This window comes from Brevibacillus sp. MER 51, assembly GCF_023714195.1.
GTDB lineage: Bacteria > Bacillota > Bacilli > Brevibacillales > Brevibacillaceae > Brevibacillus.
This window is the reverse complement of record NZ_JAMAUS010000005.1, coordinates 360,514-373,091: the sequence shown is the minus strand read 5'-3', so window position 1 is coordinate 373,091 and position 12,578 is coordinate 360,514. Positions and strand designations below refer to the sequence as shown.

General features: G+C 47.9%; 14 protein-coding genes and 1 riboswitch. Of the genes, 9 read left to right on the top strand and 5 right to left on the bottom strand.

Features of this window, described 5'->3' with window-relative positions:
• Nucleotides 1-28: 28 nt before the first annotated feature.
• Nucleotides 29-961: a manganese-dependent inorganic pyrophosphatase gene (locus M3630_RS14005; RefSeq protein ID WP_173608389.1), complete on the top strand. Its 933-nt coding sequence runs from the start codon at nucleotides 29-31 to the stop codon at nucleotides 959-961.
• Between the two features lie 50 nt (nucleotides 962-1,011).
• Here M3630_RS14005 and M3630_RS14000 read toward each other — a convergent pair whose 3' ends face one another.
• Entirely contained in the window at nucleotides 1,012-1,182 is a 171-nt protein-coding gene (locus M3630_RS14000; RefSeq protein WP_016738742.1) for a hypothetical protein, read from the bottom strand.
• A gap of 135 nt (nucleotides 1,183-1,317) precedes the next feature.
• Here M3630_RS14000 and M3630_RS13995 point away from each other — a divergent pair, with 135 nt between their 5' ends.
• Nucleotides 1,318-2,076 (top strand): MerR family transcriptional regulator, encoded by a 759-nt coding sequence (locus tag M3630_RS13995; protein WP_251252478.1) that lies wholly within the window; start codon nucleotides 1,318-1,320, stop codon nucleotides 2,074-2,076.
• 47 nt (nucleotides 2,077-2,123) lie between these two features.
• Here M3630_RS13995 and M3630_RS13990 read toward each other — a convergent pair whose 3' ends face one another.
• The gene (locus tag M3630_RS13990) at nucleotides 2,124-2,708 is read right to left on the bottom strand and encodes a pyridoxamine 5'-phosphate oxidase family protein (RefSeq protein ID WP_251252477.1); all 585 of its coding nucleotides are present in this window, start codon (nucleotides 2,706-2,708) and stop codon (nucleotides 2,124-2,126) included.
• Nucleotides 2,709-2,865: 157 nt separating this feature from the next.
• Here M3630_RS13990 and M3630_RS13985 point away from each other — a divergent pair, with 157 nt between their 5' ends.
• From M3630_RS13985 to M3630_RS13955, 7 genes are all read left to right on the top strand, one after another.
• Nucleotides 2,866-3,810, top strand: coding sequence for an MBL fold metallo-hydrolase (locus M3630_RS13985; RefSeq protein WP_251252476.1), 945 nt, complete (start codon nucleotides 2,866-2,868; stop codon nucleotides 3,808-3,810).
• 148 nt (nucleotides 3,811-3,958) lie between these two features.
• A riboswitch (cobalamin riboswitch) is annotated at nucleotides 3,959-4,107 on the top strand.
• A 156-nt stretch (nucleotides 4,108-4,263) separates the two neighbouring features.
• Nucleotides 4,264-5,259 (top strand): ABC transporter substrate-binding protein, encoded by a 996-nt coding sequence (locus M3630_RS13980; RefSeq protein WP_251252475.1) that lies wholly within the window; start codon nucleotides 4,264-4,266, stop codon nucleotides 5,257-5,259.
• Between the two features lies 1 nt (nucleotide 5,260).
• Complete coding sequence (locus M3630_RS13975) at nucleotides 5,261-6,298, top strand: FecCD family ABC transporter permease (RefSeq protein WP_251252474.1); 1,038 nt, start codon at nucleotides 5,261-5,263, stop codon at nucleotides 6,296-6,298.
• A 9-nt stretch (nucleotides 6,299-6,307) separates the two neighbouring features.
• The gene (locus tag M3630_RS13970; RefSeq protein WP_251252473.1) at nucleotides 6,308-7,084 is read left to right on the top strand and encodes an ABC transporter ATP-binding protein; all 777 of its coding nucleotides are present in this window, start codon (nucleotides 6,308-6,310) and stop codon (nucleotides 7,082-7,084) included.
• Nucleotides 7,085-7,096: 12 nt separating this feature from the next.
• The gene (gene cobU / locus M3630_RS13965; RefSeq protein ID WP_251252472.1) at nucleotides 7,097-7,663 is read left to right on the top strand and encodes a bifunctional adenosylcobinamide kinase/adenosylcobinamide-phosphate guanylyltransferase; all 567 of its coding nucleotides are present in this window, start codon (nucleotides 7,097-7,099) and stop codon (nucleotides 7,661-7,663) included.
• 278 nt (nucleotides 7,664-7,941) lie between these two features.
• Complete coding sequence (locus tag M3630_RS13960; protein ID WP_173608275.1) at nucleotides 7,942-8,598, top strand: YitT family protein; 657 nt, start codon at nucleotides 7,942-7,944, stop codon at nucleotides 8,596-8,598.
• Nucleotides 8,599-8,768: 170 nt separating this feature from the next.
• On the top strand, nucleotides 8,769-9,245 hold the full coding sequence (locus M3630_RS13955; protein ID WP_251252471.1) for a hypothetical protein: 477 nt from the start codon (nucleotides 8,769-8,771) through the stop codon (nucleotides 9,243-9,245).
• Here the strand turns inward: M3630_RS13955 and M3630_RS13950 are convergent.
• The 3 genes from M3630_RS13950 to M3630_RS13940 all read right to left on the bottom strand — a co-directional run bounded on the left by M3630_RS13950 (nucleotide 9,230) and on the right by M3630_RS13940 (nucleotide 12,530).
• A complete protein-coding gene (locus tag M3630_RS13950) occupies nucleotides 9,230-10,336 on the bottom strand; it encodes an N-acetylmuramoyl-L-alanine amidase family protein (RefSeq protein ID WP_251252508.1) in 1,107 nt (368 codons plus the stop codon). The genes M3630_RS13955 and M3630_RS13950 overlap by 16 nt on opposite strands.
• 102 nt (nucleotides 10,337-10,438) lie before the next feature.
• The gene (locus tag M3630_RS13945) at nucleotides 10,439-11,248 is read right to left on the bottom strand and encodes a WYL domain-containing protein (protein ID WP_221869070.1); all 810 of its coding nucleotides are present in this window, start codon (nucleotides 11,246-11,248) and stop codon (nucleotides 10,439-10,441) included.
• Nucleotides 11,235-12,530 carry a helix-turn-helix transcriptional regulator gene (locus tag M3630_RS13940; RefSeq protein WP_251252470.1) on the bottom strand — a complete coding sequence of 432 codons (1,296 nt, stop codon included), beginning with the start codon at nucleotides 12,528-12,530 and terminating at the stop codon, nucleotides 11,235-11,237. The genes M3630_RS13945 and M3630_RS13940 overlap by 14 nt, the downstream gene beginning before the upstream one ends.
• Between the last annotated feature and the right edge of the window lie 48 nt (nucleotides 12,531-12,578).

Sequence of the window (12,578 nt, the reverse complement as noted above, 5' to 3'; positions counted from 1 at the left end):
GCCAAATTAAGATTAAGGAGTATGGATGATGGAAAAAAAACTAATCTTCGGTCATAAAAATCCAGACACAGATTCCATTTGTTCAGCACTTGTGTATGCTGACTTGAAAACAAAACTGGGCGCAAATGTAGAGCCTGTACGTCTGGGTGTAATCAGCAGCGAAACGGCATTTGTGTTGAACTACTTCCAAGTAAAAGAGCCGCGCCTCGTAGAGACAGTGGCGAATGAAGTTAATGAAGTGATCCTTGTAGACCACAACGAGCGCCAACAAAGCGCGAATGACATTGAGCAAGTGCAAGTGGTAGAAGTGATCGACCATCACCGTATTGCGAACTTTGAGACGAGCAATCCTCTCTACTTCCGTGCCGAGCCGGTTGGATGCACGACTACCATTTTGAAGAAAATGTACAAAGAAAACGGCGTAGACATTCCAAAAGAGATGGCGGGCTTGATGCTTTCTGCTATCATTTCGGATACGTTGCTGTTGAAATCCCCAACGTGCACGGAGCAAGATGTAGCGGCTGCTCATGAGCTGGCTGAAATCGCGGGTGTCAATCTGGAAGCATACGGCCTGGAAATGCTCAAAGCGGGGGCAGACCTGAGCGACAAAACAATCGCACAATTGCTCACATTGGATGCAAAAGAGTTCCAAATGGGCAATGCGAAAGTAGAAATCGCACAAGTTAATGCAGTGGATGTCAATGATGTACTTGCACGCCAAAGCGAACTGGAAGCAGCTATGAACGCAAACATCGCTGAAAAAGGTTTGGACCTGTTCGTGTTTGTAGTAACGGATATCTTGAATAACGATTCTGTTGCAATTGCACTCGGCAGTGCAACACAAGCAGTAGAAAAAGCATACCAAGTAACATTGGTGGACAACAAAGCTGTTCTGAAGGGCGTTGTCTCCCGCAAGAAGCAAATCGTACCGGTATTGACTGATACATTCCAAGCTCTGTAAAAAAGAAAAGTGGCTGCCATGCACACGATGCGGGCAGCCATTTTTTATCTTTACATGCCTTGGGTAGGGTTGTTATGCATCTGGAACAAGGTTTGCTGGGCATAAGCATCATCAGTGTAATGGGTGATGGCATGTTTATCTCTGGCTTTGAGACTGAGCAGCCCTGTTAATCCCCATCCGGCACCGACTATAGCTACAATGAAGCCGATGATATAGAGCATCGAAGTCCCCCCTTGTATGACTTTACCTATATTTTAGCAAATAATGAAAATGAAGTAACGCCAATTTTTTGTGAAAATGTATTTGACATTGACGGTCCGTAAATGTGTACGATCAATTTGTCAGGAGGAATGAACATGGAATATACGGTGCAAAAGCTAGGACTCCTGGCGGGTGTCAGCACCCGGACGCTCCGATACTACGATGAAATTGACCTTCTCAAGCCGGCGAGAATCAATTCGTCAGGGTATCGCATTTACGGACAGCAAGAGGTTGATCGATTGCAGCAAATCCTTTTTTACCGCGAGCTGGGGGTGAGCTTGGAGGAAATCAAGGAGATCCTGGATTCACCAACCTTTGATGCTGACCGGGCACTGCTGGAGCACCGCGAGAAGCTCCTGGAAAGGCGAGCGCAATTGGATGCGTTAATCGCCAATGTCGATTTGACATTAGCACAAAGAGAGGGGACCAAAACGATGAGTGACAAACAAAAATTTGAAGGCTTCAAGCAAAAGTTGATTGACGACAACGAGGCGCAATACGGAGAAGAAATTCGTGCAAAATATGGAAGTGACCGAATCGAAAAATCGAATCAGAAGGTCAAAGGCATGACAGAAGAACAATATGCCGCGCTGGAGAAATTGAACGCAGAGCTGCACGAGACGTTGTCGCAGGCTTTTTCGACAGGCGACCCTGCTCATGAATTAGCGCAAAAAGCAGCAGATCTTCACCGTCAATGGCTGAGTTTTTATTGGGACAGCTACAGTAAGGAAGCCCACGCAGGTGTGGCCCAGATGTATGTAGATGACACGCGTTTTACCGCTTACTATGACAAGGAGCAGCCAGGTGTAGCCGAGTTTCTCCGCGATGCAGTGGCGATTTATACGAGCAAGTAAAGAGGTTTCCAAAAAAGAAGCTGCGAGAAAGGCAGCTTCTTTGCGTTTTACGCTTCGTTATCCCCGCCTACTGCGGGAAAAAGCTTTTGTCCCAAGGGTGTTGGCAAGCCATCCATGCTGACTACGTTGTTTTCCTTTTGATAAGCAAGCAGTTCCTCTTCGTCTTTCGCCAAGGTCCATTTCTGCAGGGTATCGCGTTCTTTTGAAAAGGAATAGAAGGGGATGGCCCAGCCGCAAGAAGTCTTTACTTCCTGTACGTTTACGGAAATGATTTGACGAGCGCCGGGCAGAAGAGGGAAGTCCTTTACGAGCTCATCCCACCGAGGCGTATCCGGGAGAATAACCGTTCCTTTGCCGAATAGGCGCATGATGAGAGGAGGGCCTTCAAAGGCACAAAACATAAGAGTAATCCTGCCATTTTCCTGCAGATGTGCACTGGTTTCATTTCCGCTTCCAGTCAGGTCTAAATAGGCGACCTCCGTAGGCGATATGATGCGAAAAGAATCGTACCCTTTCGGTGAAAGATTCACGTGACCATCTGTGTCCATTGGAGCAGAGGCAACAAAGAACATCCGTTGCTTCTTGATAAACTTCTCATGCTCAGGTCGTAACTCGGAAAAAAGCTGACCCATTTTTGCACCCCTCCAAGTAATGGGATTTTTTTACTGCCCTTATATTACGAAAAAAATATGAAGATTTTGTGTTGTTTTTCACCAGCGCCTCCCAAATAGGTGATAAAGTGTAAATATTCTCGCAACAAAATAGTTTTCGAAAAGGAGGAGCATTTACATGCAATCATCAAAGCCTATTTACTTAGGGGAGCGCATTCATTTGATAGACGGTTTCGATATGGGCTGGCCAGAGCGTACGGGGACTTATGTCATCGCTGAAGAAGAACTGACTTTGGTCGAAACAGGACCAAGCCCCTCTGTCCCATACATCAAGGCCGGTCTCGCCAAGCTCGGTTATACGCCGGAACAAGTAAAATACATCATTGTGACACATATTCATTTGGATCATGCAGGAGGAGTAGGACTGTTTTTGAAGGATTGTCCAAACGCAAAGGTCGTCGTCCACCCGAAAGGTGCACGTCATCTCGTAGATCCGAGCCGACTGATCGCAGGGGCGAGAGCGGTTTATCACGATGATTTTGATCGATTGTTCGATCCGATCGTGGCAGTTTCTGAGGAGAGGCTTTTGATTCGCGGCGACGGGGATACACTGAAGATCGGAGAAAATTGCGTGTTAGAGTTTCTGGATTCGCCGGGACATGCCAATCATCATTTCAGCATCTACGATCCCGTAAGCCGCGGCATGTTCACAGGGGATACGGCAGGTGTACTTTATCCACAGCTTCAAAAGGATGGCATACACCTCGTGCTGCCATCTACTTCCCCGAATCAGTTTGACCCCGATGCCATGCTAGCGTCTCTAAGCCGTTTTGAAGCACGCAAGCTAAATCGCATTTACTTTGGTCATTATGGGATGTCTGAGCAGGTAGATGATGTGTACCGCCAAATACGTGAGTGGCTCCCTGTGTTTGTTGAGGAAGGAGAGTCAGCGATTGCTGCTGGACAAACCTATGAAGAATTGTCTCGTACGCTGTTTGAACGAATCTCGGATCATCTACAGTCACAAGGCATCAGTGGTGACCACGACGTTTTCGAAGTACTCAAGCTCGATTTGCAAGTATGCTCCATGGGCATTCTGGTTTATTTGCACAAACGAGAGTAGCCTGCGAAAAGCTTTACATTTGCCTGAACCTTTTGTTCAGGCGTTTTTCATTTTTAGCAGGCAAGAAAGTATTGGCTTACGTGTTTGTCATTCTTTTTTCATCCAAGGAATGCTATGATGTAGGATGAATCATGGACTGTGACAATTTCAAACGTAACAGCAAATAGGTGCCTCGTCTTTTCTTAAAAAGATCGGGTGAAAAGGGAAGTCGGTGAAAATCCGACGCGGTCCCGCCACTGTAAATCGGCTCGTTCCTCAGCCGTAAGCCAGGAGACCTGCCTGTTTGTTTTCGTGCCTGTTGCCTTCGCGGAAAGGATCGGCCTATTTCAGGAAGCAGACCATCCTGTCTGTTTGCCCTGAGGTGCCGACCCTTTGATTTCCGAATGGAAGCAAGGGTCGCTTTTTTTATTGGAAGGTACAGTCAATCAGACATGAAGAAAGGAAGTTCTACATATGAAACGTTCATTGCGATTCATGATCCCACTACTGGTAGCGGTGAGCCTCGCGGGTTGTGCGGGTAATGATAATAGCCAGCCAGCACCAGGTGGACAAACAGGTGCACCGCAGACAACACCGCAAGAGAGCGCGGCCGAGCAGCCTGCAAAACAAACAACGTATCCATTGACAGTCACGGATGCGACTGGAAAAGAAGTAACTTTTGCAAAAGCTCCTGAGCGAATCGTCTCAACATCACCTGCCGAGACAGAGATATTGTTCGCATTAGGCTTGGAAGATCGGATCGTAGCTGTCTCAGACTATGACGATTATCCAGAAGCGGCGAAGGCAAAGCCGAAAATTGGCGGCGTCGTCAAACCGAATGAAGAAGCCATTCTCGCTCAAACGCCGGATATGGTCGTCGGTGGGATTTCGATGGAGAAGCCAGTGGCTGACAAGCTAAAATCTCTCGGAATGCCCGTCTACATTACCCATCCGACAAAGATGGATGACATCCTTAACAATGTTTTAACAATGGGAGTTATCACGAATACACAGGAACAAGCCGAAAAAGTCGTCGCGCAAATGAAGAAAGACATCGCGTACGTTCAAGATGCAGTGAAAAATGTAAAACAGGAACAGAAGAAAAAGGTATACCTGGAATTCTCCCCAGGCTGGACAGTCGGAAAAGGCGAGTTCATGGACGAACTCATCACACTGGCTGGAGCGACAAATATTGCTTCTGACACCCAAGGCTGGAATCCGATCAGTGAAGAAAAGATTTTGCAAAACGACCCAGACGTCATTTTGTATGCGAGCGGAATTACCGATGAAAAGACCGGCGTCAAGCTGGAGGATATGATCGCGAATCGCAATGGTTGGGATAAAATGAAGGCGATTCGTGAAAAACAAATCTTTGGCATGGACCAAAATATTTTGTCCCGTCCTGGTCCGCGCATTACACAAGGCTTGATCGAAGTAGCCAAGGCGATTTACCCTGACTTGGTGAAATAAAATGAAGAAACGATTGTTCATATGGGGAGGAGTCAGTTGTCTTGTCCTTCTGGCATCAATAGTCATCAGCATCTCGATGGGGGCGGCACAACTCCCGATCTCACAAGTATGGCTCATCCTGCTCCAGCAGATCCCGGGCTTCTCTGACTGGATTGCCGAAGCGTGGCCAGAGTCATCTGAGCAAATTGTCATGAAGGTTCGTTTTCCACGCGTTGTATTGGCTGTCTTGATTGGGGCTTGCTTGTCGCTTGCGGGAGCGGGCTTTCAGGGAGTTTTGCGCAATCCGCTCGCCGATCCGTTTACGATGGGCGTGGCATCAGGTTCTGCTGTCGGAGCGGCCTTTTTGATCCTGTTTGGCTTGCAAATCAGCTTTTTGGGTGCATGGAGCACGCCTGTCGTCGCATTTCTTACAGGTCTGCTCAGTCTATGGATCGTACTCGGACTCGCGAACACGCAAGGAAAGCTCCAAACAGAGACCCTGATTTTGTCTGGAGTTGTGGTGCAGGCTTTTCTCGGCTCGCTCGTTTCCTTTATGGTTTCGCTATCCGATCAGACGGTGAATGAGATCGTGTTCTGGCTGATGGGCAGCCTGTCATTTCGGGGCTGGGCCTTTACGTACGTCTTGATTCCGTACTTGGTCATCGGTGGAATGGTGCTGGTGAGCTATGCGCGTTCCTTGAACCTTTTTGCATTGGGCGAGCGGCAGGCTGCGCATCTCGGCGTCCATGTGGATCGAACAAAGATGGTGGTTCTGGTCGTCTCGACTCTTCTGACGGCAGCAGCGGTTTCTATCGCGGGAATTATCGGGTTCGTTGGCCTGGTGGTACCGCACCTCGTCCGTATGCTGGTTGGTCCTGACCACCGTATTTTGCTGCCGATGGCTGCGATCTGCGGTGGCATCTATGTGCTGTGGGCCGACACTCTCTCCAGAATGCTGCTAAGTCCCACAGAAATCCCGCTCGGTGTCGTGACAGCATTTCTGGGAGCACCGTTTTTCGCTTATTTATTGAAGCAAAATAAACGCTTTAGGAAGAGGTAACGTAAGCTTATGATCAATGTGCGCAGCTTGCAGAAATCGTATCAGGATACGCCAGTTTTGCACGGAATCGATTTTTGCGTGGAAAAGGGAGAATTTTTTGGCATCATCGGGCCCAATGGAAGCGGTAAATCCACCTTGCTGAAAATGATTTCAGGAGTCATCAAGGCAGATGCCGGAGACATTTTGCTTCAGGAGAAAAAGCTTCTTTCCTATCCACGCAAAGAGCTTGCCAAAATACTGGCTGTTTTGGAGCAAGAGGGTCTGCCGCCAGTCGGCTTTCGTGTCCGAGAGGTGTTGGAGATGGGACGCTTTCCTTACCAAAATTGGCTGGGCGAAGAAAAGCAGGATGTCGCATCGCTCATTGATGAAATCGTCCAGATGCTCGGTCTTGAACATTTGGAAGAGCGCACACTGGATCAGTTGAGCGGTGGGGAAAAGCAGCGCGTGGCTTTGGGGAAGGCATTGATCCAGCGACCACAGGTGCTATTGCTGGATGAACCCACGACTTACCTCGATATCGGGTATCAGATTCAACTGATGGACATTGTGCGAAAATGGCAAAAGACGACGCAGGTGACGGTCATTGCTGTGCTGCACGATCTGAATCTGGCCTCCTTATACTGCGATCGTATCCTGATGCTGCATAAAGGAAAGCAGATAAGCGTCGGCACACCAAAAGACATCTTGCAAAGTGACAGAATAGAGGCTGTATACGGAACCAGACCGATTGTCATGGAGCATCCTGTTCATCATTTGCCGCAAATTATTTTGCAATCGCAAGTGTAAGGAGACAGAAGCATGATTGTACTGATTACAGGTGGAGCACGCAGCGGAAAAAGCACATTTGCCGAAAAATACGCAGCTCATTTGGGCTCCTCGGGTGTTTACATCGCGACTGCACAAATCACTGATGAGGAAATGGAAGAGCGGATCTTGCACCATCGCGACCGCCGCTTGCAGTCCAACTTTCCTTGGCAAACGATTGAGGAGCCGTACGCATTGACAGAATGGCTTGCGAAGCTGGGAGCACAAAAGGACATACAAGAACAGCAGACGGTGATTTTGGTTGATTGCTTGATCCTTTGGCTGTCCAATTGGCTGTTGTATGAGGGAGAGGAGCAGCCATTTGAGAAAGTGCTCCAGCAGGTTGATGTGCTGGTAAAGAAGCTAAAAGACTACCCCGGTACCGTTTTGCTGGTGACAAATGAAGTAGGCGACGGGCTCGTCCCGCAACATCCGTTGGGCCGTATGTTTCGTGACTTGGCAGGGTTGATGAATCAACGTGTGGCAACTGTTGCCGATCAAGTTTTTCTTGTCACAGCAGGGATTCCGGTGGAGCTAAAAGGACAAGCTTTCCGATTTTAGCTCGGTGAAAAGACGGTTTCGAGTCGTCTTTTCACCTTTTTTATGATATAATACAAGAAAAGCCATGGAAGGGATCAGGATACCATGCGTCCCCATAGGACGATCTGGAAACGTTTTGACCTCTCCTACATCTAGCTTCGTAGTAGTCGCTCGTCACTGAAGACGACCAATCTACTACGAAAGCGGGGCCCTTTGTATGAGTAGCGACTTATACTTGCGATGTTCCTCGGTAGTCGGTTGGTCGTCTGTGCCTAAACCGACAAAAATGCGAGGAAACCATGATGAGGAGAGCGCTGCAGTTATCTAAGCGTTACAGTATGATTTTGTTTGGAGCTTGTTTACTTGCTTTTGCGTATTATCACATTAACTTTCAGAACCATTTGTCTGAAGGTGGGTTTGTTGGCTTGGGGTTACTGGCGAAATACGCCTTTGACTTGTCGCCAGCGATGGTGATGCTTTTACTGGATATTCCACTGTTTTTGGTTGCCTGGTTAGTTAGAGGCCGCCAGTTCATTTGGGACACCATTTTTGCATCACTTGCTTTTACCATGTTTTACGATTTGTTTGAACGATTTTCACCGATTGTCATGGATATGAGCAGAATGATGCCGCTGGCGTCTGTCTTGTCCGGTGTATTGACCGGGCTGGGTACCGGATTGGTTCTGCGCTATGGAGCTGCGACAGGTGGAGACGATATTTTCTCCCTGTTGATCAGTAAGTACACGGGATTGTCCATTGGTACGGTCTTTCTTTTACTGGACGTTATTGTGCTTTGCATGTCGTTCTGGTTCGTACCGATGAAAGAGATGATGTATACCATTTTGGCCGTTGTCATTTCCAGCCAAGTCATCACCTGGACCGTCAATCATGGTGCAGGAATGGAGGTCATGGAAGAGGAGCACGGGCATGGAAGCGTCTCGATGACCCACCGGTAATGAGTAGATATTCAGTTGAAAAACATGCCTATACAAAAGCAAGCAAAAGGCCAAGTCGGTTTTCATGTCGACTTGGCCTTTTGAACGTTAATGACCGTTTTTGTACATAATATCCTGCTTTCCTAGTGGATACTAACCAACACAGATACTCTCGAAGGAAAGGACCTGCCATGAGCGATCCGTTTTTTAGCAACTACAAAGCATTCGTCGTCATACCAGCGGATGAGAAGCAAATGGGACCGGAGCCTTTTAACCCGAAGGATTACGCCAGCCATTTCATCCTGACCTTTTCATTGTACGATGCGGTTATTTCCTCTTGGAGGGAAGCGACAAAGTATAAAGTGCAAGCAAAAAAGGGTCTGTTACATGTGATCGATGGTTTCAATGCCAAACGCCGTGGTACAGCCCGTCTGCATTTGCTGGAAATGGAAGAAGACCAGGCGTATTTCGTCCTGGCCTTGTCGTTGAAAATTCAAAAAGACAATGAGAAAGCGGTCATGGAGACGATCACCAATCTGCTGGACAAGGATTTTGCAACCGACTTGTTGATCGGAGAGACCTGGTATCAGATCATTGGCCCCAAAGGGAAATTCGAGCGGAAGCTGTTCTCCTACAGCGTCCAGCCTTACGATTATCGACCGAAGTAATCCGCTAGAGCTTCCGTAATCGCCTGCGCAGCTTTGTCTTGATAGGACGACGTACGGACGATTCCTTCATCCTTTGGATTCGATAAGAACCCAAGCTCAATTAAGACGGATGGATCATCGTTTTCGCGCAGAACGTGATAGTTGCCGAATGAAATGCCATTGCTTCTTAAACCGATGCCACCTGCCAAGCGAGACTCAATCGCTCGAGCTAATGGCTCGTCTTTGCCTTGCGAATAATAAAACGTGAGGGTACCGCTATTTGGCTTCACAGAAGAATTGTAGTGAATGCTAATGAAGGCATCCGCTCCCTTTGATTCACTAAAAGCGACACGCTGCGCTAGCGAAGGCTTTTCTGTGTCACTTGTCCTCGTCATGAACACTTGCGCTCCCCGTTGTCGCAGTTTACTGGCGAGCAGCATGGACGTTTTGTAATTCAACGTTTTTTCCATGCTATTCCACTGTGTTCCCTGTGTCCCGACATCGGAACCACCATGTCCCGGGTCGATGACGATGACTTTTCCTTTTAAGCCTGGCGATTTGGTGCTTTTGGACACCGGGGCGTTGGCTTTGGCATCGCCAATATATGTCGCAGACACCCAGCCTGTCTGTCCATTGGAAGTTCTCGCCTGGATCCAGTCTCCTTGCTTTTTCAAAATATCTACACGGGTTCCTCTGGGCAGCGAAAGGACAATCTCATGGCTCGTGCTTGGCCCTTTGCGCATTCGAAGCGAATCGGCCAAAACCGTGCCTTGCTGGCTTTTGGTACTCGCCGTATTGGCTGGTGAAGAAGCTGACCTCGCACTCGTTACCGCTCCTTTTTGCAAGTAATACCCTGCGACCCAGCCTACCTTTTGATTGTATTTAATTTTTGCCCAACCGTATGCTTCATCCGTAATGGTCACGACGGCTCCTTGCGGCACGGTAGCGACAACGGAAGCATTGAGGGCTGGTTCACTGCGAACGTTCAGAGAGGTTGCGACCACCTTTGCCTGGATGACACTTGCTGCTTGCGCCGGCTCCGTAAGAAACGGCCACGACAGACTAAGCCATAGCCCACATATGAGAGACGCTTTTTTACATGTTGTTTTCATCATTTCTACCTCTGACTTGGATTAGCTACTATCTCACCTGAATTATCATAAGGGAAATGCAGGAAATCGAATAGGGTATGATTTCCTGATTTTTTGGGACAATCAATGTGGAGTTTCGGTATATCTTGCCAAGGCGTTCGTTGCCGACTCTGCCATTCGCTTTTTGAGTTGATCGTTTTCTACTACTTTTACACGCAGGCCGAGAAAACGAATGCGCGATAAAATAAACTCCTGCTCGTCGGATAGAAAGTGCAGGGTGATTGTATACACCTGTGATTCTGGGTCAAAAGCGACCGCTTTGTCAAAGCAGGAAAAGGCGTACAATATGCGCTGGAGCTCAGCGTTGTAACGAGGGATGATCACGATTTTTGCCATCTGCTTGCGCTGCTGGATCTGTTCCGAGATAGTCGGCAAAAAACTGTCATACCATCCATCTTCTATGTAAAGCTCATCGACGGAGCGAATGAGATGCAGCGGAGTCGTGATCAGTCGATTGGAAGACATGTTCAACCAGATCAGGTACCAGGCCTTCTTGGCAAGTGAATATTCCAGCTTGTAGGGAACCCCACGTTGATTGCGAAAAACCGGGCCTTTGTTCGTGGCTGCGGTTATTTTTATGTGATTCTTGCCGAGAATGATTCGCCGCAGGGTACGCACGAGTGGGCTCCAGAGCTGCTTGGCCTGAGTTTGCGCTTTTTCCACGAACCGTTCTTGTTCGGTCCATTTATTATCAGGCAGATGTGTCAAACGGTGAAGCTTTTCGAGTGTAGCGGGCTCGAAAATTTCTGCCGCAGATGGATTCTCCAGCATCAGGGCGAGCCACGCTTTTTCGTGTGAGGTTATCGGATAAACACCCGCTTCATCCAGCCGTGTCACCAGTTGGTAATTATGTATCTTATCAAACAGATTCATAGTAGGCGAGCAGCTCCTCCCATTCTTTTTGGAATTGCTTGCGAAGAAACAGCGGTTCAAGAACTTCGACGCTTGAACCGAAGCTGCGAATCCACGGTGTAATTTCCATCGTGCTGTTTACGTTTATCTCGTACACAAAGCTCTCCCGTGATTCTTCTGTCACAATCCCCCATTGCCCCTGTGCCTCCACTCGCTCTTGGATAAAGGAATGAGGCGTGTCGCGAGGCTGAAAAAAGCGCAGGCGTACGGTTACGAGTTTTCCTGTATCAATTAGCCAACTGTTGGCAATACGCTCATCCGCACTAGCTTGCAAGGAAGAGAAGATTTCCGGCGTAACGGATTTGCCTGTTACGAGCTTGGTCATACCTTCCACGCGGTATTTGCGCAGCGGACCATTGCCGCATCCTTGGGCCAGCAAGTACCATCTGCCGTATTGATGATCAAAAATAACCCGGAGTGGAATGACTTTTTGATGTCGCCCGGATGTGTCTCGTTGGAAAGCCGGATTCGTATTCTGGGAATCGTAAAACTTCCGGCGTTTGGGTGTGTAGTAGTGAAATTCAACGATTTTTCGCTGACGAATGGCTTCGGTGAGAAGCAAAGCTTGATATTCATCGAGAATGCGTGAGACGAAATGATATTTGTACAAAAACGCAGATGCATCGGTTAGCTTCAAGCGATGTTTGAGATAACGCTTCACTTTTTCTTGCAGAAGATAACCAGGGACAGCCGGAAGTTGTGTATTGGCCATGAAGTCGATGAAATCATACAGATCCAACAACTCGTCGTCCGTCAGCGAGTCCAGTAGCTCACCGTCGAATTGATAGATGTACGGCCTGACCTCACTCACATTTTTTATCACGCCAATTTCTTCGAGGTATTTCATGTCCTGACGAATCGTTTTTTCATCGGGCTCTGTATCCACAAACGTATCCAGCAAATCTTTAATGGAAAGAGGCTGTTGCTTGAGCTTTTCCAAGATGTGCGACAGTCGTTCTACTTCCGAATCCTTCAATGATTTCGCATGGTACAAAAACATCAAGAAATTGTCCGTCACCTCAAAATAGTTGTAACGAAGCTGTGCATAATACTCTTTTTTCTCCTCATCCCCGACATGCTGATAAAAGGTCGATTGGATGTCCTTCAGCTTTTTTAGCGTTTTATCAAGCGTATGTACGGAAATCCCGAGCCGCTCGGCTAACTGTTGCCGATTGTAGGCACCAGCGGTCAAAAACAGGAGACGGAGCAATTGCAGCTCTTTGTCAAAGCTTTCGCGTGCCATTACATTCATCCTTATTCATTCGTCATTTATTTCCAAATTAGTCCTCAT